Annotated in this window: 2 protein-coding genes; both read right to left on the minus strand. The window is 66.9% G+C overall.

Annotated features, from left to right (window positions below; all coding sequences use genetic code 11):
• Window positions 1-11,331: a non-ribosomal peptide synthetase gene (locus tag J1G37_RS13625; protein ID WP_207042400.1), complete on the minus strand. Its 11,331-nt coding sequence runs from the start codon at window positions 11,329-11,331 to the stop codon at window positions 1-3.
• Window positions 11,328-24,122 (minus strand): non-ribosomal peptide synthetase, encoded by a 12,795-nt coding sequence (locus J1G37_RS13630; protein ID WP_207042411.1) that lies wholly within the window; start codon window positions 24,120-24,122, stop codon window positions 11,328-11,330. Before J1G37_RS13630 ends, J1G37_RS13625 begins: the two co-directional genes overlap by 4 nt.
• Window positions 24,123-24,203: the final 81 nt, after the last annotated feature.

A 24,203-nucleotide genomic window follows, 5' to 3' on the forward strand; every position in this document is an offset into this window, starting at 1 on the left:
TCAATACATGGGCGACTGAGCCACCGCCATCGCGGGCAAGCCCGCTCCCACAAGTCCTTCCCGCCACCACTGGGCAAGCCCCTGCACATTCGGCGCCTTGAGCAACGTGAAGTGATTGCCGCCGCCATACCACACCTCCAGCTCCCTGCCCTGGCGGCGCCAGCCTTCGATCATCAAGCCCTGCTCGCGCTGATTGCCGGCCGCGTCCAATGCCGGGTCTTGCGCCAACACCAAGCGCACCACGCCGTCAAAGCGCCGACTCGGCCGATACGCCGTGCGCAACGCCGCCCCATAGGTGCGCGCCGGCCCGTCCATCGCCGCCACACTGGCCCGCGCCGGCAACAAGCCAACCGCGACCATGCCGGCATGCAAGCTTTGGCGCTGCGCCACTTCATCGCGCCCGGCGAAGTCCAGCGGGTCGATCCCCAGGGACTTGCCCGCCGCCAACTGCATCGACTCGATCAAGCGCAGCAGCGCCGCCGTGGTCGTGTACGCGCGGCCCGCGCCACCCGGTGCTTCGCTGTCGATCACCGTGAGCGACGCCACCTCGCGCCCTTGCGCCTGCAACTGCAACGCCATCTCCAGCGCGACCCAGCCGCCAAACGAATGCCCGACCAGATGCACCGGGCCGTGCGGGCATTCCTGCGCCAACGCCGCCAGATTCGCCCGCGCCGCCGCTTCCACCTGGCTGTGGGGCACCGCCTCGCCATCCAGGCCACGGGGCTGCAAGCCAAACAGCGGCCAGTCGCGCCCCAGAGCTTCGCTCAAGCCGACAAAACCGGTGACGCTGTCCCCCGCCCCCGGCACGCAGAACAGCGGCGCGTGCCCGGCACGCCCGCTCTGAATGCGCAGCAAGGGCGAATGTGCCGCTTGCGCCACCGGCATGCAGGTCGCCAATGCCTCTGTGATTGCCTGGCCCAGCGCCTGGATATGCGGCGCCTGCATCATGCTCTGGTGATCACCCGGCACTTGCACCTGGCGCAACTGCCCCGGCGCCAACGCGTCTGCCCAGCCCAGCGAAGCACTGCGCCGCGCCAATTCGGTGGGGCGCTCTTGCGCGCTGAACAGATGCACCGGTATCGGCAACGGGAACAGGCTGTAATGCGCCAGCGCATGCCCATGCCCGACTTCCCGTGCCAGGTAATGCGCCAGGTCGGCATCCGTCGCCGCCGCCATTTGCGCGTGCAGCAAACCGGCCGCACGGCAGCGTTGCAGCAACTCGGCAAAGTCCAGCTGTGCAACCTGTGCGTCCAACTGCCCCAGGCTCGCCAGCAAATCTGCCCGGCCCTGGGTTTTCCAGTACGCCGTGCACTGCAACAACAACTGGCGCTTGAGCGCCTCCGCCCCGCTCCAGCGCGCCTTGCCTTGATCGGTCAGGCGCGGCACATAGCTGTCGAGCAAACCGAGGAACGCCACCGGTTCATCCGCCCCCAGCAACTGCATCGCCACTTCATAGGCCAGTACGCCGCCAAACGACCAGCCGGCCAGTCGATACGGCCCGTGGGGCTGGATGCCACGGATCAAACCGACCAGCCGCGCGGCAAGGCCTTCCATGCTGTCCAGGTGCGGCTCGCCTAAGGCCACGCCCGGCAGGCCATAGATCGGATAGTCGCCGGGCAGATGCTGGCCCAGCGCCGGGAAATACACGTCCATGCCGCTGAACTCGTGGACCAGGAACAGCGGCGCCTGGCTGCCAGCGCTGCGCACCGTGACCACCGGACCGTCACACAGCGGTGCGTCGCTGCGTTGGCGTAACAGCGCGGCGACCGCCGCCACATTGGCATGCTGGAACAGCTCGGCGAGAGACACCGACAACCCCGCCTCCTCCAACACGTTCACCAGCCGGATCGCCAGTAACGAATGCCCGCCCAGCTCGAAAAAACTGTCATGCCGCCCCACCTGCTCCAGCTTCAACACCTCGGCCCAGTGCTGTGCCAGGGTTTGCTCCAGGGCATCAACCGGCGCTTCGAATTCACGGCTGATCAGCGCCTGCAACGGCGGCACGGGCAAGGCTTTGCGGTCCACCTTGCCGTTGCCGGTCAACGGCAACCGCGCCAGCGCCACATAGGCCGACGGCAGCATGTAGTCCGGCAATTGCTCAAGCAAATGGGCGCGCAGTTGGTCGATCTCCAGGGGCTGCGCCGCCCAGGTGAAGTACGCCACCAGACGCTTGTCCCCCGGCACGTCCTCACGGGCCAGCACCACCACGTCCTGGATACCCGCCAAGGTGCCCAGGCGCGCTTCAATCTCGCCCAGTTCGATACGGAAACCGCGAATCTTCACCTGGTCGTCATTGCGCCCGATGCACTCCAGCAGGCCGTCCGCCGTCCAGCGGCCAAGGTCGCCGGTGCGGTACAGCAGCGCGCCGCCATTGAACGGGTCGGCGACGAACTTCTCGGCGGTCAGCGCCGGGCGATTCAAATAGCCCAGGGCGACGCCATCGCCACCGATGCAGATCTCACCCGCCACGCCCAACGGCACGGGCTGCAGGTGCGCATCCAAGACATGCACCTGGGTGTTGGAAATCGGCCGGCCGATAGGCACGCTGTCGGCGCCATCGACTAGCGCGCGCACCTCATGGGTGGTGGCGTAGGTGGTGCTTTCCGTCGGCCCGTAGCAATGCACCAGGCGCAGTGCCGGTGCCCGCGCCAACAAACGGCGAAACGCCGCCGGGTCGGCCCGCTCGCCGCCGCACAGGAGGATGCGCAGGCCCGCCAGCGCCTCGGGGATCAGTTGCACATAGTGGTTGAACAACGCCGTGGTCACGAACAGCACCGTCACCTCGGCCAGGGCCGCGCCAAACGCCACCGGCTCGAGCACGGTGGCGTGGTCGATCACCTGGATCTGCCCACCGTTGAGCAACGGCCCCCACACGTCCATGGTGCTGGCGTCGAACGCCGGGTTGGAGGCGAACGCCACGCGGTCGCTGGCATTGAAGTCGGCATAGCCATTGTTGAGCACCAGCCGCGTGATGCCGCGATGGGGCACCAACACACCTTTGGGCGTGCCGGTGGAACCGGAGGTGTACATGATGTACGCCACGCTCTCCGACGACTGCGACAGGCCGGGGTTGTGGCTCGGTTGCGGGTCGAGGGCCAAGGTGTCGAGGTCCAGGCGTTGGACCGCGCCATCGACAACGGCATCGCTGCGTGTCAACACGCAGGCGGCCGCACTGTCTTGCAGCATGAAGCCCTGGCGCTCGGCGGGCGCGTGGATGTCCAGCGGCACATAGGCAGCGGCGCACTTGAGCACGGCCAGTTGGCTGACCAGCAGGTCCACGGAGCGCGGCAACAGCAGCGCAACGTTATCGCCGGCCCGCACCCCCAGCCCCAACAGGTGATGGGCCAAGCGGTTGGCGCGGCGATTCAGCTCGCCATAACTCAATCGTTGCGCGCCCTCCACCACCGCCAGCGCGTCAGGCCGCGCCTGGGCCTGGGCCTCGAACAGGCGCTGCACCGTGTGTTCCCGTGGAAACAGGCGCGTGGTGGCGTTGAATCCGGCCAACTGGCGGCGCTCGGCAATCGACAGGATCGGCAAGTGGCCGATGGCGACTTCGCTGTCGTGCTCCAACGCCTGCACCAGTTGCTCCACGGCAGTGTGCAGGTAGTCGCAGACACGCCGCGCGCCCTGCCCCACGGCCGTCAGGGTGAAGCCATCGGCCAGGTCATCAACACTCAGGGACAAGCCGTAGTTGCTGTGTTCCTCGGCCTTGAGCGACTGAATGCCCTGCCAGCCCTCGCTGCCCACCGACGCGGCGCTGTGGCGATAGTTGAACAGCGTGGCAAACAACGGCGTGCCCACCGGCACGCCGCTGCAACGCTGGGCCAGCGCCAGCGGCGCGTGTTCATGGCTGAGCAACTGGGTCAGGCGCCCGTGAGTGGCGCGCAACGCGTCCAGTACGCTGTGCTCACCCAGATCGACCCGCAGCGGCAAGGTATTGATAAACACCCCGATGGCGCGCTCGGCGCCGTCACCACCGTGCAAACGGCCGAGCATCACCGTGCCGAACACCACCTGCTCGCGGCCCGCGACCTTGCCCAGCACATGGGCCCAGGCCAGGTGCATCAGGCTCGCGGCACTGACGCCCGCTTGCCGCGCCTGCACCCGCAGGCGCTGGCTCAACGGCGCATCCAGCGTGCGCTGGACATGCTCAGCGGCGCCCAGCGGTTCGACGCTGGTCGGCTCATCGATGGCGCCGAGCATCTCGCTAAAGAACGCCGCGTGATCATCCACACCCAGGCGGGTCTGGGCCACATAGTTGCGGTACGGCACGGGCGCGCCGAGGGTGTGCGCGGTGCCCAGCAGGAACGCCTGCATTTCGTGTTGCAGAATGTCCAGGGCGATGTGGTCCATCACCAGGTGGTGGAACAGCAAGGTGGCGACCACGCGCTGCGGTTCCTCGGCATACACCAGGCGCATCAGCGGCGCCTGGGCCAGGTCCAGGCGTGGCGGCAACGGCCCGGTTTCGACGCGCAGCGCGGCCTCACGCCACACCACTTGCAGCGGTTCTTCCAGGCCATCCCAATGGAACGACGAACGCAACGCATCATGGCGCTGGATCACCGCCTGCAAGGCCTGGGCAAACGCGTCCAGACGCTGGCGGCTGTCGAAGGCGAACTGCGCGCGCAGCACATAGTCGTCGCTACTGGGCGTAGCGCGATGGTGGTAGAGCATGCCGGCCTGCAACGGTGCCAGCGGGTAGATGTCCTGCACATTCGCCGCACCGCCGGGGATGTAACCGACAACACGGTCGATGGCCGCTTGCTCCAGGGTGATCAGCGCCAGCATGTCCGGGGTGATCCGCGTGCAATCGGGCGCAATGCGATTGGCCGGCACCGCGACTTCGCGGCCGCCGCCCAACGCAGCAGCCAACGCCGCCAACGTCGGCTGGCCAAACAACACTTTCACATCCGCCGACAGCCCGAGGCGGCGCATGCGCCCCACCAGGCTCACCGCCAGCAGCGAGTGCCCGCCCAGTTCAAAGAAGTCATCGTGACGCCCCACCCGCTCCACATTGAGCAACTCGGCCCACAGGCTGGCCAGGGCGATTTCCGTGTCGCCCTGGGGCGCTTCGTAGTCGCGTGTAATCACTGAGTCCGCGCCCGGTGCGGGCAAGGCCTTGCGGTCGAGCTTGCCGTTGGGGCTCAGGGGCAGCGCGTCGAGGTGCACAAACAGCGCTGGCACCATGAACTCCGGCAGGTGCTGCAACAGATGGGCGCGCAGGGCGTCGATCTCGCTGCGCACGCCGGTGTAGTACGCCACCAGGCGCTCGTCGCGGGCGATCACTGCGGCTTCATCGACGCCCAGATAGTCGATCAGACGCGCGTGGATTTCCCCCAGTTCGATGCGCAGGCCACGGATCTTGACCTGATCGTCGTTGCGCCCGAGGTATTCAATAGTGCCGTCGGGCAAATAGCGGCCAAGGTCACCCGTGCGGTACATGCGCGCGCCAGTGAACGGGTCTTTGATAAAGCGCTCGGCGGTCAATTCCGGGCGGTTCAGGTAACCCCGCGCCACTTGCACACCGCCGATAAACAGCTCGCCAACCACCCCCAGCGGCACCGGTTGCAACTGCCCATCCAACACGTACATGCGCGTGTTGGCGATGGGTTTGCCGATGGGCGTGTTGTCCGGCGTCACGGCACCCGCACAGTGCCAGGCGGTCACATCCACCGCCGCTTCGGTCGGCCCATACAGGTTGTGCAGCTCGCTGCCCGGCAACTGCTGCTTGAAGCGCCGTACCAGGCTGCCGGGCAACGCTTCGCCGCTGCACATCACGCGCACCAGCCCGGCCGCCTGGCGCACATCGCCGTGGGCGAGGAACACGTCGAGCATCGACGGCACAAAGTGCAGCGTGGTGATCTGCTCGGCCTCGATCACTTCACACAGGTACAGCGGCTCTTTGTGCCCACCCGGGCGCGCCATCACCAGCCGCGCGCCGGTGAACAGCGGCCAGAAGAACTCCCACACCGACACGTCGAAACTGAACGGGGTTTTCTGCAAGACCGTATCGTCGGAGGTCAGGCCGTAGGCGTCCTGCATCCACAGCAAGCGGTTGACCACCCCGGCGTGGTCGTTGATCACGCCCTTGGGCTGGCCGGTGGAGCCGGAGGTGTAGATCACATAGGCGCCCACGGCGTTGACCTGCGGGTTGTCGAGGGGTTGCTGCAACCAGGTCGGCTGCTCCAGGTCGATCACCGGCACTGTGCCCAGCAACGCACGCGTCGAGCCTTGGGCCAGCACCACCAACGGCGCGCTGTCTTCGAGCATGTAGGCCAGGCGTTCAGGCGGATACGCCGGGTCCAGCGGCACATAGGCGGCGCCGGCCTTGAGGATCGCGTACAGGCCGACCACCATCTCCAGGCCACGCTCCACGCAGATCGCCACGCGGGAATCCGGCTGCACGCCCTGCGCCAGCAGGTGATGCGCCAACTGGTTGGCCCGCGCGTTCAGCTCGGCATAGGTCAACACCACGTCGCCCGACTTCAGCGCAATGGCATCCGGCGTACGGGCCACTTGCGCTTCAAACATCCCGTGCAAGGTCTGGTCGAGGTTGTAATCCACCTGCGTGGCGTTGAACTCAACCAAAAGCTGCTGACGCTCATGCTCATCCACCAACGGCGCATGGGCCAGCACCGCCTGATCGTTATCGACCATGGCCTGCAGCACACGGGTGAGGTAGCCGGCATAACGGCGCACGGTCGCTTCATCGAACAAGGCCTGCGCATATTCCAGCGCGCCGATGATGGAGCCCTGCACTTCGCCCAGGTCCAGGGACAGGTCGAACTTGGCAAAGTGGCTATGTTCGACGATGCCTTCCAGCGCCAGGTCGCCCAGGGCCAGGGCCGGCGCGCTGCTGTCCTGCCAGGTGAGCAAGGTCTGGAACACCGGGCTGTGGGCCAGGCTGCGGGCGGGCCGGGTGATTTCCACCACTTGTTCAAACGGCAGGTCCTGATGGGCCTGGGCGGCCAGCGCCTGGGCCTTGACCCGCGCCAACAGCGCTTCGCAGCTCACGTCGCCCGAGGTGTCGATGCGCACCGCCAGGGTGTTGACGAACAGGCCGATCAGCCCTTCCACCTCGACGCGATTGCGATTGGCCACGGGGGAGCCGATCACCACCTCCTGCTGCCCGGACAGCCGCGTCAGCAGCGATGCCCACGCCGTCAGCAGGATCATATAGAGCGTGCTGCCATGACGTTGGCCGAGGGCCTTGAGCCCGGCCGTCAGGCGCTCATCCAGGCGCACCTCGACGCTGCTGCCGGCGTAGTCCTGCCGCGCCGGACGCGGGCGGTCGGTGGGCAAAGTGAGCAACACCGGCGCACCGGCCAGCGCTTGCTGCCAGTAAGTGCTTTGCCGATGCAGCACTTCGCCGCTGAGCCACAGGCGCTGCCACACCGCAAAGTCGCCGTACTGGATCGCCAGCGGCGGCAACGGGTCGGCCTGGCCCAGGCTGAAGGCCTTGTACAACGCCATCAGCTCGCGGGTGAGCACACCCATGGAGCCGCCATCGGAGACGATATGGTGCAAGGTCAGCAACAGCACATGGTGATCGTCGGCCATCACGATCAAGCGCCCGCGCAGCAGCGGGCCGCGCTCCAGGTCAAACGGCGCCGACGCCTCGCCGTGGATCAACGCTTCCAACGCCTGTTGCGGTTGCGGGTGACGGCGCAGGTCCTGCACTTGCAGGGGCAGCACGTCTTCTGGCGGCAGGATCAGCACCCGCGCTTCGTCGCCGTGCTGGGCGAAGCGACTGCGCAGGGTTTCATGCCGCGCGACGATCCGCGCCAGCGCCCGTTGCAGCGCCTCCACATGCAATTGCCCACGCAAACGCAGGCCGATGGGAATGTTGTAGGCGGTGTTGGCCCCTTCCAACAGCGCGAGGAACCATAGGCGTTGCTGGGCGAACGACAGCGGCACGGCGTCGTCGCGATTGGCCGGGAGGATGTCCGGCAAGGTGCTGCGCCCGGCGCTGGCCAGCACGTCGGCGACGGCGGCCAGTTCGGCGTTGGCGAACAGGTCGCCGAGCAACAGCTCCACACCGAGGCGCTGGCGCACCTGCGAGACCATGCGCATCGCCAGCAACGAATGCCCGCCCAGTTCAAAAAAGTGATCGCGTCGCCCGACCCGCTCCACTTGCAGCACATCGGCCCAAATCTGCGCCAGCACTGTTTCGATCTCACCCTCGGGCGCGGCGTACTCGCGGCTGAATACGGCGGCCATGTCCGGCGCCGGCAGGGCCTTGCGGTCGAGCTTGCCGTTGGCGGTCAGGGGCAGTGCAGGCAGTTTCACGTAGGCCACCGGCACCATGGCGTCCGGCAGGTGCGCCACCAGGTGGGCGCGCAGTTCAGCCACAGTCAGCGGGTCCAGTTGCGGGTTCTCGGTGAAGTACGCCACCAGGCGTTCTTCGCGCACCAGCACCACCGCCTCCTGGACGCTCGGCAGTTGGTTGAGCTGGCTTTCGATTTCCCCCAGCTCGATGCGCACCCCGCGAATCTTCACCTGATCGTCGTTGCGCCCCAGGTACTCAAGGTTGCCATCGGGCAACCAGCGCGCCAGGTCGCCGGTGCGGTACATGCGCCCGTTGTTGAACGGGTCTTGCAGGAAGCGTTCGGCGGTCAACTGCGGGCGGTGCAGATAACCACGCGCCACGCCCTTGCCGCCCACATACAACTCCCCCGCCACGCCCAACGGCACCGGACGCAGTTGTTCATCCAACAGGTACACCGTGGCATTGGCGATGGGTTTGCCGATATGCAACGGCTGCCCCGCCTCGACCTTGCCGGACGTGGCCACCACCGTGGCCTCGGTGGGGCCGTAGTTGTTGATCACCTCGAAGCGCTGGCCACGGCCAAACTGGCGCAGGCGATCGCCGCCGATCAGCAAGGTGCGCAACGTCGGGTGTTCGATGCGCTGGCTGAAGGCGTACTCGGCCACCGGCGTCGGCAGAAAGCTCACATCCAACGGCTGCGCGCACCACCAGGCCAGCAGTGCGTCGATGTCCTCATTGCCGTCCTGGGCCGGTGGCAGGTGCAGGGTCGCGCCCACACACAGGGCCGGCCACACTTCCCAGGCCATCGCGTCAAAGCCGAAACCGGCGACGCTGGCGGTGTGGCGCCCGGCGCGCAGGTCGAAGGCGTGGCAATGCCAGTCCACCAGGTTGGCCACCGTGTGGTGTTCCACCATCACGCCTTTGGGCTGGCCGGTGGAGCCGGAGGTGTAGATCACATAGGCGAGGTGCGCCGGCGTCACCGCCACCTCGGGATTGCACGCCGAATGGTGCTGCCAGGTGTAGCGGTCAAGATGAATCACCGGCACATCGAGGGCCGGCAAGCGCTCCAGCAACGCCTGCTGGGTCAGCACCGCCACCGGCGCGCTGTCGCTGAGCAGGTAGTGCAGGCGTTCGGCTGGGTGGGAAGGGTCCACCGGCACATAGCAGGCGCCGGCCTTGAGCACCGCGAGCAAGCCGGCCAGGGTGTCGAGGCCACGACGCGCGACAATGGCCACGCGCTCGTCAGGCTTCACCCCGAGGGCCAGCAGGTGATGGGCCAGCAGGTTGGCTTGTTGATTCAACTCGCTGTAGGTCAGTTGTCGGCCTTGCTGCACGACGGCGATGGCGTCGGGCGTGAGGGCGGCCTGGGCTTCGATGCGCCCGTGCAATGTGCTGCCCTGAGGGAAATCGGCCCCGGTGGCGTTGAACTGTTCCAGCAGCAACTGCTGCTCGGCGGCGGGCACCACCGCGAGCTGGTCCAGCGTCGTCAACGGCGCCTGCTCCAATGCCGTCACCAGATTCTCGAGGGCGGTTTGCAGGTAGGCGCAGACGCGCCGCGGATCGACCTCGGTGGTCGCCAGCAGCCGCAGGATAAAGCCGTCACCCAGGTCATCCACACTCAGGGTCAGCGGGTAATTGGTGCGTTCATCCGAACGCAGCGTCGCGATGCCCTGCCACGCCGCCTGCGCTTCACTACTGCCAGTGGCGCTGTGGCGATAGTTGAGCAAGGTGCTGAACAACGGCGTCGGCGCCAGCACGCCACTGCAACGCTGGGCCAGGGCCAGCGGCGCATGCTCATGGCGCAATAGCGCGGTGAGGCGTACGTGGGTGGCCTTGACGGCGCTGCGCACGTCGTCACTGCCCACATCCAGGCGAAACGGCAGGGTATTGATGAAAATCCCCAAGGCGCGCTCCGTGGCATGCCCGCCCTGCATGCGGCCCATCAACACCGTGCCGAACACCACCTGGGACTTGCCCGCCAGCGCGCTCAACACCCGGGCCCAGCCCAGGTGGAACAGGCTGGCGATGCTCACCCCAAGCAGCCGCGCCTGGGCGCGCAGGCGCTGGTTGAGCGCGTCCGCCAGTGGCCAGTCGAGTTCGTTGATCCCGCGGCCATCGCCCTGCACGTCCTGCAAGCCAAAGGGCAAGGTCGGCTCGACCACATCCCCGAGCATCTGCCGGAAGAACGCCTCGTGCTCCTGCTCGCTCACCCCCAGCCGCGCCTGGGCCACGTAGTCGCGAAACGGCACCGCCGCACCCAACTGCGCGCCCTGCCCTTGCAAGAACGCCTGCATTTCATGGCGCACCACTTCCAGGGCGCTGTGGTCGAGGGCCATATGGTGGAACAGCAGCATCGCAACGATGCGCTGCTGCGCCGGGTCCGCCGCCCAGGCCAGGCGCAACAGCGGCGCCTGGGTCACGTCCAGGCGGTAATGGCGCGCGTCGAAACGGGCGTGCAGTTGTGCGGCGACATCGCCGTCGGCCGGGTCCAGTTCCACCGCCTGCACCGGCAGGCTCGCCTTGCGCCACACCACTTGCGACGGCTGCTGCACGCCCTCCCACACCACGCCGGTGCGCAGGATGTCATGACGTTCGATCACACCTTGCAGGGCTTGGGCAAACGCGTCGAAGCGCTCGACGCTGTCAAAGGCGAACTGCGACTGCATCACATAGGGGTCGCCCTGGGCGGTGCGCACATGGTGGAACAGGATGCCTTCCTGCAACGGCGCCAGGGGGTAGATGTCCTGGATATTCGCCAAGCCGCCGTCAACGCTGGCGACGATGCGCTGGATTTCATCCTCGCTCAGGCTGGACAAGGTCAGCATGGCCGGCGTGATGTGCTCGGCATCGGCCGGGATGCCATTGGCCGGCACCTCATTGGCAGCCGCGTATTCACCGGCTTTCAGCAGCTCGATCAACGCCGGTTTGTGTTCACGCAAGGCGGCGAGGATCAAGGGATCGCTCAACGCCTGCTTGTTGCCTTGCACCGCCAATTGCTCGCCCTTGAGCGCCAGTTGTACATCCTTGGTTTTCAGTGTCGCCAGCAGTTCGAGGATGCTCACAGGACGATCTCCATTCGTTCGGTTATTGCGGCGTAGCCCGCCAGGGTCGGCTGTTCGAACAACGCGCGCACATCGGCTTCCATGCCCGCCTGGCGCAAGCGCCCGATCAGGCCCACGGCGAGCAGCGAGTGCCCGCCCAGTTCAAAGAAATTGTCCTGGCGCCCGACCCGCTCCACCTTGAGCAGTTCGGCCCAGAGCTGCGCCAGCAGGATCTCGGTGTCGCCCTCGGGCGCTTCGTACTCCCGCGCATTCAGTGCCTCGACGCTCGGCGCCGGCAGCGCCTTGCGGTCGAGCTTGCCGTTGGGGCTCAAGGGCAAGGCGTCGAGGTGCACAAACAACGCGGGCACCATGAATTCCGGCAAGTGCCGCAACAGGTGCTCACGCAGGTCGCCGACCCGCGTGCCGGTGTAATAGGCGACGAGGCGCTCGTCACGGGCGATCACGGCCGCTTCGTTGACCTGGGGATGCTCCAGCAGGCGCGCCTGGATTTCCCCCAGTTCGATGCGCAGGCCACGGATCTTCACCTGATCATCGTTGCGGCCCAGGTATTCCAGATTGCCGTCGGGCAGGAAGCGCCCGAGGTCGCCGGTGCGGTACATGCGGCCGCTGCTGAACGGGTCCTTGAGGAAGCGCTCGGCGGTCAGCTCAGGTCGGTTCAGGTAACCCCGCGCCACTTGCACGCCGCCGATAAACAACTCGCCGACCACGCCCAGCGGCACCGGCTGCAACTGCGCGTCCAGCACGTACATGCGTGTGTTGGCGATGGGTTTGCCGATTGGCGTGTTGTCCGCCACCTCGGGGCGCGCGCAATTCCACGCGGTCACGTCCACCGCCGCTTCAGTGGGGCCGTACAGGTTGTACAGGCCGATCCCCGGCAACTGCTGCTTGAAGCGCCGCACCAGGCTGCCGGGCAAGGCTTCGCCGCTGCACATCACGCGCACCAGCCCGGCCGCCTGGCGCATATCGCCGTGGGCAAGGAACACGTCGAGCATCGACGGCACAAAGTGCAGCGTGGTGATCTGCTCGGCCTCGATCACTTCGCACAGGTACAGCGGGTCTTTGTGCCCACCAGGACGCGCCATCACCAGCCGCGCGCCGGTGAACAGCGGCCAGAAGAACTCCCACACCGACACGTCGAAGCTGAACGGGGTTTTCTGCAATACCCGGTCGTGGGGCTTGAGACCGTAGGCGTCCTGCATCCACAGCAAGCGGTTGACCACCCCGGCGTGGTCGTTGATCACGCCCTTGGGCTGGCCGGTGGAGCCGGAGGTGTAGATCACGTAGGCGCCCATGGCGTTGACCTGCGGGTTGTCGGTGGATTGGTGCGACCAGTTCGGCTGTTCCAGATCGATCACCGGCACTGCGCCCAGCAACCCACGCGTCGAGCCTTGGGCCAACACCACCACGGGCGCGCTGTCTTCGAGCATGTAGGCCAGGCGTTCTGGCGGATAGGCCGGGTCCAGCGGCACATAGGCGGCGCCGGCCTTGAGGATCGCGTACAGGCCAACGACCATGTCCAGGCCGCGCTCCACGCAGATCGCCACGCGGGAATCCGGTTGTACGCCCAACGCCAACAGGTGGTGCGCCAGTTGGTTGGCGCGCGTGTTCAGCTCGGCATAGGTCAATACGACGTCGCCCGCCTTGAGCGCAATCGCATCCGGCGTGCGTGCCACCTGCCGTTCGAACATGCCATGCAGGGTCTGATCGAGGTCGTACGCCACTTCGGTGGCGTTGAACGCGCCGAGCACTTGCTGGCGCTCCTGGGCCTCCAGCACCGGCAGGTGATTGACCGGCAACTGCGGTGCCTGCTCCAGCGCTTCCACCAGGCCTTGCAAGGTCACTTGCACATAGCCGCAGATGCGTTGCGCGCCGATTGGCGTCGCCGCCAGGGCGGTCAGGCGGAAACCGTCGCCCTGATCATCCACGTTCAGCGTCAACGGGTAGTTGGTGCGCTCTTCACTGGCCAATGTCTCGATGCCTTGCCACGCCGCCGACACCGGCGCCTGCCGGCTGTCACTGTGACGGTAATTGAGCATCGCGCTGAACAACGGCTGCGGCGCGGCGACACCGCTGCAACGCTGGGCCAACGCCAGCGAGGCGTGTTCATGCCCGAGCAGCGCGCTCAGCCGCCCATGGGTGTGCTTGACCGCAGCACGCACGCCGGTGGCGTCGATATCCACCCGCAGCGGCAAGGTGTTGATGAACATGCCCAGCGCCCGATCACTGCCTTTGCCGCCTTGCATACGGCCCAACAGCACGGTGCCGAACACCACCTGTTCCTGGCCCGACGTGCTGGCGAGCACCCGCGCCCAGGCCAGGTGGAACAGGCTGGCCGCGCTGACCCCAAGCACACGCGCCTGGGCCCGCAGGCGTCTGTTGAGGTCGGGCGGCAGGTGCTGCTGGGCCTCTTCGATGGCCGTGCCGTCGCCGCGCACATTCTGCAGGCCGAACGGCAGAGTCGGTTCATCGATATCAGCGAGCATCTCGCGGAAGAACTGTTCGTGTTCCTGCTCACTCACCCCCAGGCGCGCCTGGGCCACGTAGTTGCGGTACGGCGTGGCGTCCCCGACCGGCTGCGGCTGCCCGAGCAGGCTGGCTTGCATCTCGTGGCGCACGCGGTCGAGGGCGGTGTGGTCGAGGGCAATGTGGTGGAACAACAGGAGTGCATCCACCTGCTGCCCGGCCGGGTTGTGGGCATATACCAAACGGATCAACGGCGCCTGATCCAGCGGCACGCGGTAATGACGCGGGTCAAAGCCCTGCAGGTCACCGGCCTGCACCTGCAACTGGGCCTTGCGCCACACCACTTGCAGCGGTTGCGCCAGGCCTTCCCAGACCACGGCGGTGCGCAGGATGTCGTGGCGGTCGATCACCTGTTGCAGCGCCTGGGCAAAGGCGTGCAGGCGTTCCAGGCTGGCGAACGCCAGGTGCGATTGCAGCAGGTACGGGTCGCCCTGCCCGGCCGTGATGTGGTGGTAAAGGATGCCTTCCTGCAACGGCGCCAGCGGGTAGATATCCTGCACATTGGCGGCGCCACCGGGGACCTGGGCGACTACTTGATCAATCGTCTGTTGGTCCAGGGCAACCAGCGACAGCAGGTCCGGAGTGATGCGCTGGCAATCGGCAGAAATGCGATTGGCCGGCACCTCTACGTCGAGACCACTGCCGACGGCAGCGGCCAGGGCCGCCAGGGTGGGTTGGCTGAACAGCACGCGCACATCGGCACTGAGACCGGCCTGGCGCATGCGCTCGATCAGGCTGACGGCCAACAGGGAATGACCGCCCAGCTCAAAAAAGTGGTCATGCCGGCCGACCTGTTCCACCTGCAACACCTCGGCCCAGATCGTCGCCAAAGTAGTTTCGACGCCACCTTGCGGAGCGGCGTACTCACGACTGAGCATTGCGCCCTGATCCGGTTCAGGCAGCGCCTTGCGGTCGAGCTTGCCGTTGGCGGTCAGGGGCAGTGCGCGCAGCTGCACATAGGCCACCGGCACCAAGGCGGCGGGGAGTTGCGCTTGCAGTTGCGTGCGCAAGTGCTCGATATCCAGCGGTTGCCCGGCGGTGAACCAGGCGATCAAACGCTCTTCGCGCACCAGCACCACGGCTTCGCCAACGCCGTCGAGTGCAGCGAGATGGCTTTCGATTTCGCCCAACTCCACGCGTATGCCACGCAACTTCACCTGGTCATCGTTACGGCCCAGGTACTCGATGTTGCCATCGGGCAACCAGCGCGCCAGGTCGCCGCTGCGGTACATGCGCCCGCCGTTGAACGGGTCTTCCAGGAAGCGTTCGGCGGTCAGGTCCGCGCGGTTCAAGTAACCCCGCGCCACGCCGCTGCCGCCCACATACAATTCGCCGGCCACGCCCAACGGCACCGGGCGCAAGTGCGCGTCCAGCAGGTAGACGCTGGCATTCGCCATGGGTCGGCCGATATGCAACGCCTGCCCGGCACGCACGCGGCCGGAGGTGGCGACCACCGTGGCTTCGGTGGGGCCGTAGTTGTTGATCACGGCAAAGCGCCGTTCCTGATTGAACTGGCGCAGGCGGTCGCCGCCGATCAGCAGGATGCGCAACGTCGGGTGCAGCAGTTGCTGGCTGAAGGCGTACTCGGCCACCGGCGTGGGCAGGAAGCTCACGTCCAGCGGCTGTGCCAGCCACCAGGCGAGCAGCGCGTCGATGTGTTCATTGCCCACCTCGGCGGGCGGCAGGTGCAGGGTCGCACCGGCACACAGCGCCGGCCAGACTTCCCAGGCCATCGCATCAAAACCAAAGCCGGCGACGCTGCTGGTGTGGCTGCGAGCGTCCACGCCAAAGGCGTCGCAGTGCCAGTGCACCAGGTTTTCCACGCTGTGGTGTTCGACCATCACGCCCTTGGGCTGGCCGGTGGAGCCGGAGGTGTAGATCACGTAGGCCAGGTGCGCCGGGGTCAGCGCGCGGAGTTGCGGGTTGCTGGTGGGCTGGTCCAGGCCGTGTGCATGCAGGTCGACAGGTACAAATCCGCCCAACAGCGCGCGCGTGCTGGCCTCGGCCAGCACGGCCACCGGGGCGCTGTCTTGCAGCAGATAGGCAATGCGCTCGGCGGGATACGCCGGGTCGACAGGCACGTAGGCGGCGCCCGCCTTGAGGATGCCGAGCAAGCCCACCAACATCTGCGGGCCACGACGGCAGCAGATTGCGACACGGTCGTCGGGCTGCACGCCCAGCGCCAGCAGGTGATGGGCCAGTTGGTTGGCGCGCCGGTTGAGCTGCTGATAGGTCAGGGAGGCGCCGTCTTGCATCACCGCCACCGCGTCCGGCTGGCGCTCGGCCTGGATTTCGAAGGCACCGTGGACGGTAAGTCCGGTGGGGAAATCTGCAGCGGTCGCGTTGAATTCCCGTAGCAGCGTTTCGCGCTCCGCCGCTGGCAGGCTTGGCAGCTGGGTGAGTGCCGTCTGCGTTGCGTTTTCCAGGCTGGCGACCAACTGCTCCACGGCGTGGTGCATGTAGCCACACAGGCGCTGGGCGCCGATCTGCGGCAGCGCCAGCACCGTCAGGCCGAAGCCTGTGCCGAAGTCGTCCACGCTCAAAGTCAGCGGGTAGTTGCTGCGCTCTTCGCCGCCCAGCAACTGCACGCCCGCCCAGATGCCGTGACCGTCGCGGGCCATGGCCTCGGGGCTGCTGTGGCGATAATTGAGCAGGCTGCTGAACAATGGCGCCCCCGCCGCCACGCCGCTGCAACGCTGGGCCAGGGCCAGCGAGGCATGCTCATGGCCGAGCAAGGCGCTCAGCCGTGTGTGGGTCGCCTTGACGGCCAACGCCGCGCTCGCCGCCAGGTCCACCCGCAGCGGCAAGGTGTTGATGAACATGCCCAGCGCCCGGTCCGCGCCCTCGCCCGCTTGCAGGCGGCCCATCAATACGGTGCCGAACACCACCTCATCACGCCCGCACACCAGCCCCAATACCTGCGCCCACGCCAGGTGCATCAGGCTCGCCGCGCTCACACCGCAGCGCCGCGCCTGCTCGCGAACCCGCTGGGCCAGCGTCGCGTCCAGGGCTTGCCCGGCCTCTTCGATATCACGCCCGTCGCCCTGCACATCCTGCACGCCAAACGGCAGGCTCGGTTCATCGATGTCGGCAAGCATCTCGCGAAAGAACTGCTCGTGTTCCGCCTCGCTAACACCCAGGCGCGCCTGGGCCACGTAGTTGCGAAACGGTGCGGCAGCCGGCAACGCATGTGCTTGGTTGCACAGAACCGCTTGCATCTCTTCGCCGACCACCTCCATGGCGGTATGGTCCAGCGCCAAGTGATGGAACAGCAGGATCGCCACCACGCGGCCATTGGCCGGGTCTTCGGCGTAGACCATGCGCAGCAGCGGTGCCTGGGTGAGGTCCAGGCGATAGTGACGGGCATCGAAGCGCGCGTGCAGTTGGGCGATGACGTCGCCGTCGGCCGGGTCCAGGGCCACGGCCTGCACGCTCAGCTGGGCGTCGCGCCACACCACTTGCACCGGGCTGTCCAGCCCTTCCCAGACCACGCCGGTGCGCAGGATGTCGTGGCGCGCCACCACCTGTTGCAGCGCGCCCATAAAACCGTGCAGGCGCTCCAGGCTGTCAAAGGCCATGCGCGATTGCAGCAGGTACGGATCGCCCTGCTCGGCGCTGAGATGGTGGTAGAGGATGCCTTCCTGCAACGGCGCCAACGGGTAGATATCCTGCACATTCGCCGCGCCACCGGGGACGCTGGCGACGATACGGTCAATGGCCGGCTGATCCAGTGGCAGCAGGGTCAGCATCGACGGCGTGATCTGCGTGCTGCCGGCGGCAATGCCATTGGCTGGCACCACCACTTCGCGCCCGCTGCCCACCGCCGCTGCCAATGCCGCCAGGCTTGGCTGGCTGAACAGCACGCGCACGTCGCAGCTGAGGCCGACCTGGCGCATGCGTTCAATCAGGCTGACCGCCAGCAACGAGTGGCCGCCCAGCTCGAAGAAATGATCGTGCCGGCCGACGCGTTCCAGCTTGAGCACGTCCTGCCAGATCTGGGCGAGAGAGGTTTCCACTGCGCCTTCCGGCGCTTCGAAGCCACGGCTGAGCAACGCGCTCGCGTCGGGCACCGGCAGGCCCTTGCGGTCGAGCTTGCCGTTGGCGGTGAGCGGCAACAGGGCCAGCCACACATAGGCCGACGGCACCATATAGTCCGGCAAGCGGCCTTGCAGGTGGGCGCGCAGGGCTTGGATGTCCAGCGCTTCTGGGGCGGTGTAGTAGGCCACCAGGCGTTTGTCGCCGGGCACGTCTTCGCGGGCCAGCACCACCACGTCTTTCACGCCGGGGAAGGCGGCGAGGCAGGTTTCGATTTCCCCGGGTTCGATGCGGAAACCGCGAATCTTCAGTTGCAGGTCACTGCGCCCCTGGTACAGCAGGTTACCGTCGGCCTGCCAGCACGCGAGGTCGCCGGTGCGGTACAGCACGCCGTCGCCAAAGGGATTGGCGATGAATTTTTCGGCGGTCAGTTGCGGCTGGTTCAGATACCCCAACGCCACACCCGCGCCGCCAATGTACAGCTCGCCGGTCACGCCCAGCGGCAACGGTTGCTGGCGCGCGTCCAGCACAAAGGCCTGGGCGTTTGCCAGCGGCCGCCCGATTGGAATCGCCGCCGTGCCCGCCGTGGTGATTTCAAAGGTGGTGGAGAACGTGGTCGCCTCAGTCGGCCCGTAGCCGTTGAGCAGGTGCTGCGGCTTGCCGTGGGCGAGTACGCGGTTGATCACCAGCGGGTCGAGCACATCGCCGCCGACGATCAGGTAACGCAGTTGGCGGAACACCGGCAGCAGCGCGTCGGCGTACTGATGGAACAGCCCGGCAGTCATCCACAACACGCTGACGGCGTGCTCCTGGAGCAACGCGGCGAAGGCGGCCTGGGACAGCAGCACCGCCTGCTCGACCACCACCACGCAACCGCCGTTGAGCAACGGTGCCCACACGTCGAGGGTGCTCGCGTCGAACGCCGGGTTGGAGGCGAAGGCCACGCGGTCGCGCGCGTTGAAATCGGCATAGCCGTTGTTGAGCACCAAGCGCGAGATCGCGCGGTGCGGCACTTGCACGCCCTTCGGCGTGCCGGTGGAGCCGGAGGTGTAGAGGATGTAGGCGACGCTTTCCGAGGACTGGGCCAGCTCGGGATTGCGTGGCGACTGTGTCTCCAGCGCCAGCACGCCGAGGTCGTCGAGTACCCGGCGGGCGCCGCTGTCCTGCACGATAAAGGCCTGGCGCTCGGCCGGCGCGTTGATATCCAACGGCACGTAGACCGCCGCACACTTGAGGATCGCCAGCTCGCAGACCAGCAGGTCCAGGCCGCGCGGCAGGGCAATCGCCACGCTTTCCCCCGGCTGCACGCCTTGCTTGATCAGGTAGTGCGCGAGGCGGTTGGCGCGGCGGTTGAGGTCACGGTAACTCAGGGACAACGGGCCATGCACCGCCGCCACGGCCTCGGGGTGTGCCTGCGTCAGGGCTTCGAACAGGTGATGCACGGTGCAGTGAGCCGGGTAGTCGCGGGCGCTGGCGTTGAAGTCCACCAGCAGTTGGTGGCGCTCGACGGGCGGCAGGATCGACACCGCCTGCAACGGCGTGGTCGGCGCCTGTTGCAGCGCCGTCACCAGGTGGCGCAGCGCGGTGAGCAGGTAGTCGCCGACACGTTGCACATCCAGCGTGGCCACACCTTGCACGGTGAGCGCGAAACCTGCGCCGAGGTCATCGACGTTGATCACCAGCGGGTAGTTGCTGCGCTCTTCGGAGCTGAGGATCTCGATGCCCCGCGCCGCAAACGGATTGGCACCCGGCGCTTCGTCCACCGCGCTGTGGCGATAGTTGAGCAAAGTGCTGAACAGCGGCAGCGAACCCGGCACACCACTGCAACGCTGGGCCAGGGACAACGACGCGTGCTCATGCCCGAGCAATTGCGCGAGCCGCGCATGGGTGGCGCGCACGCCCGCTTGCACACCCACCGCGCCGAGGCTGACGCGCAAAGGCAAGGTGTTGATGAACATGCCCAGCGCCCGATCCGCGCCCTCGCCGCCCTGCATGCGCCCCAGCAACACGGTGCCGAACACCACCTCTTGCTGGCCGGAAACCTGCGCCAACACTTGCGCCCAGGCCAGGTGCACCAGGCTCGCCGGGCTCACCCCCAGTTGGCGCGCCTGTTCGCGCAGGCCCAGGCTCAGTTCGGCTTCCAGCGCCAGATGCGCTTCGACGATGCCGCTGCCGTCGAGGTTAACGTCGTGCAGACCAAAGGCCAGGGTCGGTTCGTCAATATCGCCGAGCATCGCGCTGAAGAACGCTTCGTGCTGCGCCTGGCTGACGCCGAGCCGCGCCTGCGCCACGTAGTTGCGATATGGCACCGCCACGGGCAAGTGCGCGCTGCGCCCGTCCAGGCTGGCGCTTATCTCTTGCACCAGCACCTGCAACGCGATGTGGTCGAGCAGGATGTGGTGCAGCAGCAAGATGCCCTGCCGTTCGTTGTAGGCGAAGTGCATCAGCGGGGCGCGGGACAGGTCGAGGCGAAAGTGCCGAGGGTCGAAGCGTTGTTGCAGCAGGGCAAAGGGTTCGTCGATACGTTCGACGGTCAGCGACGCCTGGCGCAGGACCACTTGTACCGGCTCATCGAGGCCGTCCCAGAGGATTGCCGTGCGCAGGATGTCGTGGCGTTCGATCACGCTGTGCAGGGCGTAGATGAACGCATCCACCGCCGCTTGGTCGGCAAAGCTGAACTGCACCTGCAACCCATAGGGATCACCCTCGGTGGTTGCCAGGTGGTGGTACAAGATCCCCGCCTGCAACGGGGCGAGGCCGTAGATGTCTTGCACATTGGCCAACCCGCCGGGCACGCGGTTGAGGATGTGGTCGATGGCGGCCTGGTCCAGGTCAACCAGGGGCAGCATCTCGGGGGTGATGCTCGCGCTGGCCGGGGTAATGAGGTTGGCCGGGACGTGCACCTCGTCGCCCACCGCAGCGGCCAGCGCCGCCAGCGTGGGCTGGCCGAACAGCACACGCACGTCGGCGCGCAGGTCCAGCTGGCGCATGCGCTCGATCAGCTTGACCGCCAGCAGCGAATGCCCGCCCAGCTCGAAGAAATTGTCGTCACGACCCACGCGGTCGATTTTCAGCAGGTCTTGCCAGATGGCGGCAATGGCGATTTGCGCCGCGCCCTCGGGGGCCTGGTATTCACGGCGGGCCAGCGCCTGGGCGTCCGGTGCGGGCAAGGCCTTGCGGTCGAGCTTGCCGTGGGTGGTCAGCGGGAAGGCATCGAGTTGCACAAAGGAACTGGGCAGCATGTAGTCGGCGAGGCTGCGCAGCAAGTGGTCACGCAAGGCGGCCGCGCTGAATGTGCCCTCGGTAATCACGTAGGCCACCAGGCGCTGGTCGCCCGGTTCGTCTTCACGGGCAATGACGATGGCCTCACGCACGCCCTCGGCGGTGGCCAGATGGGCTTCGATTTCACCCAGTTCGATACGGAAACCGCGGATCTTCACCTGATCGTCGTTGCGCCCCAGGTAGTCGACACTGCCGTCCGCACAGCGGCGGCCAAGGTCGCCGGTCTTGTACAGGCGCTGGCCGCTGGCGGGGTCGGTGAGGAAGCGTTCGGCGGTCAGCGCCTCACGGTTGAGGTAACCCCGCGCCACACCGGCACCGCCGACGTACAACTCGCCGACCACGCCAAACGGCACCGGCTCGCGGCGCGCGTCCAGCACGTACAGCTGCAAATCGGGGATGGCCACGCCAATCGGGCTGACGCCGACCCGCTGCGCATCCGCCGCTTCCAGGGCGCGATAGGTCACGTGCACGGTGGTCTCGGTGATGCCGTACATGTTGACTAATTGCGTGCCGGCGTTGAGCGCGCGGGCATACCAGGGCTTGAGCATCCCCGGTTCCAGGGCTTCACCGCCGAAGATCACCTGGCGCAGCGAATGGGCCTGCAGGTTGTGCTGTTGCGCCGCGATCAGTTGGCGGAACGCGCTGGGCGTCTGGTTGAGGATGCTCACGCCGGCGTCGCACAGCAGCGCATAGCACTCATCCGGCGCGCGGCTGACCAGTTGCGGCACGATCAGCAACTGGCCGCCGTGGGTCAGTGCGCCCCAGATCTCCCACACGGAGAAGTCGAACGCGAAGGAATGGAACAGCGCCCACACATCGTTGCGGTTGAACCCGAACCAATGCCTCGTGGCGCTGAACAGCCGCGCGACCTGGCGGTGTTCGATCATCACGCCCTTGGGCTGGCCGGTGGAGCCGGAGGTGTAGATCACATAGGCGAGGTTGGCCGGGCTCAAGTCCAGGCGCGGGTTGACGATGGATTCGTCACGCAGGCCGTTGAGGTCGATCTGCGCCAGCGCGCCCACCAGGTGGCGGGTGTTGGCTTGCACCAGCACCGCCAGCGGCGCGCTGTCTTGCAGGGTGTAGGCGATGCGTTCGCGCGGGTAGGCCGGGTCCACCGGCACATAACCGGCGCCGGCCTTGAGGATGCCCAGCAGGCCGATGATCATCTCCGGGCCGCGCTCCACGCAGATCGCCACGCGGTCATCGGCACGCACACCTTGGGCCAGCAAGCGATGGGCGACCTGGTTGGCGCGCTCATTGAGTTGGCGGTACGTGAGGCGTTGTTGTTCGAAACGCAGGGCGATGGCGTCGGGATGGGCGGCGGCGTGGGCTTCGATCTGTTGGTGGATCAGCGGGCTGTCGGCGTAGGTGTCAGCGCTGTGATTGAAGCTGTGCAGCAGGTGCTGGCGTTGGCCTTGAGTGAGGATCGCCAGGCTGTCCAAGGGCGTATCCGGTCGGTGCTCAAGCGCCTCGGCGAGACTGTCGAGGGTCGTGTGCAGGTAGCCGGCAACCTGCCGGGCGTCGAGGGAAGCGTGCACCATCACCGTCAGTGCAAAATCTTCCCCGAGGTCGTCGACATTGACCGTCAGCGGGTAGTTGGTGCGTTCTTCGGCGCCCAGCACCTGGATGCCTTCGGCGATCTGGATGATGGCCGCCATGTCCGTGGCCGCGCTGTGGCGATAATTGAGCATGGCGCTGAACAACGGCGCGGGTGCTGCCACGCCACTGCAACGCTGGGCCAGCGCCAGGGACGCGTGTTCGTGCTGGAGCAAGGTGGTGAGGCGCGCATGGGTCGCCTGGACCCCGGCGCGCACGCCCTGCCCGCCTACATCCACGCGCAGCGGCAAGGTGTTGATAAACATGCCCAAGGCCCGTTCACCGCCCGCGCCGGCGCCCATGCGGCCAAGCATCACGGTGCCGAAGACCACGGCGTCGCGCCCGCACACCACCCCCAGGACACGGGCGAAGGCCAGGTGCATCATGCTCGCCACGCTGACGCCCAGCGGCCGAGCCAGGGCGCGCAGGCGTCGGCTCAGGGCGCTGTCGACCGGGATGCGCGCTTCGTCGATGCCCTGGCCGTCGCCCTGCACATCCTGCAACCCGAAGGGCAGCGTCGGCGCGTCGATATCGGCCAGCATCTCGCGGAAAAACCCTTCATGGGCCTGCGCGCTGACGCCGTGGCGCACCTGGGCGATGTAGTTGCGAAACGGCACGGGCTCGGCCGCTTGCGCGTGCTGGCCCGCGAGGTACAGCTGGATTTCTTCGCGCACCACATCCAGGGCGGTGTGATCGAGGATGGTGTGGTGGAACAACAGCATCGCGTCCACGCGAGCGCTGCCGGGGTTGTCGCGGTACACCAGGCGCAACAGCGGCGCCTGGCCCAGGTCCAGGCGCACGTTGCGTGGGTCAACGTGCGCGGCTTCGCATACCAGCGGCGCCTTGCGCCATACCACTTGCAGCGGCTCGTCGAGGCGCTCCCAGGCCATCGAGGTGCGCAGGATGTCATGGCGATCGATCACCCATTGCAGCGCCTCGGCAAAGGCGTGCAGGCGGGCGCGGCTGTCGAACACAAACTGCGCGTGCAGCACGTAGGGGTCGCCCTGCGCCGCCGACAGGTGGTGATAGAGCATGCCCTCCTGCAGCGGCGCCAGCGGGTAGATGTCCTGCACGTTTGCCGCGCCACCGGGGATGGCGGAGACGATGCGGTCGAGCGCGGCCTGGTCGAGACGGACCAGCGCGAGCATGTCCGGGGTAATGCGATACGCCGGGCTCAGCCAGTCGCCGCCATGCTCGGCCACCAGCGCCAGCAGCCGGGACTTGTGGGCGATCAGTTGGTCCCAAACGCCCTCCTCCAAAGCCTCGTCGTCACCCAGGACGATCAGGTCGCCGTCTTCCCGTTGCAGCCGGATCGCATGGGTGGAAATCACTGCCAATAATTCGCTGAACTGCATGGGGGTAACCTGCCTGGTAAGTCACGGTTGAGGAGAAAGTCCGTTTTCAGCTGCCGCTTGGTTCGGGGTATCGATAAAAAA

Source organism: Pseudomonas sp. Marseille-Q1929 (genome assembly GCF_017316265.1).
GTDB lineage: Bacteria > Pseudomonadota > Gammaproteobacteria > Pseudomonadales > Pseudomonadaceae > Aquipseudomonas.

Coding starts and splice junctions, on each gene's coding strand:
- J1G37_RS13630 (WP_207042411.1), bottom strand. CDS start 24,122: ATGCAGTTCAGCGAATTATTGGCAGTGATTTCCACCCATGCGATCCGG.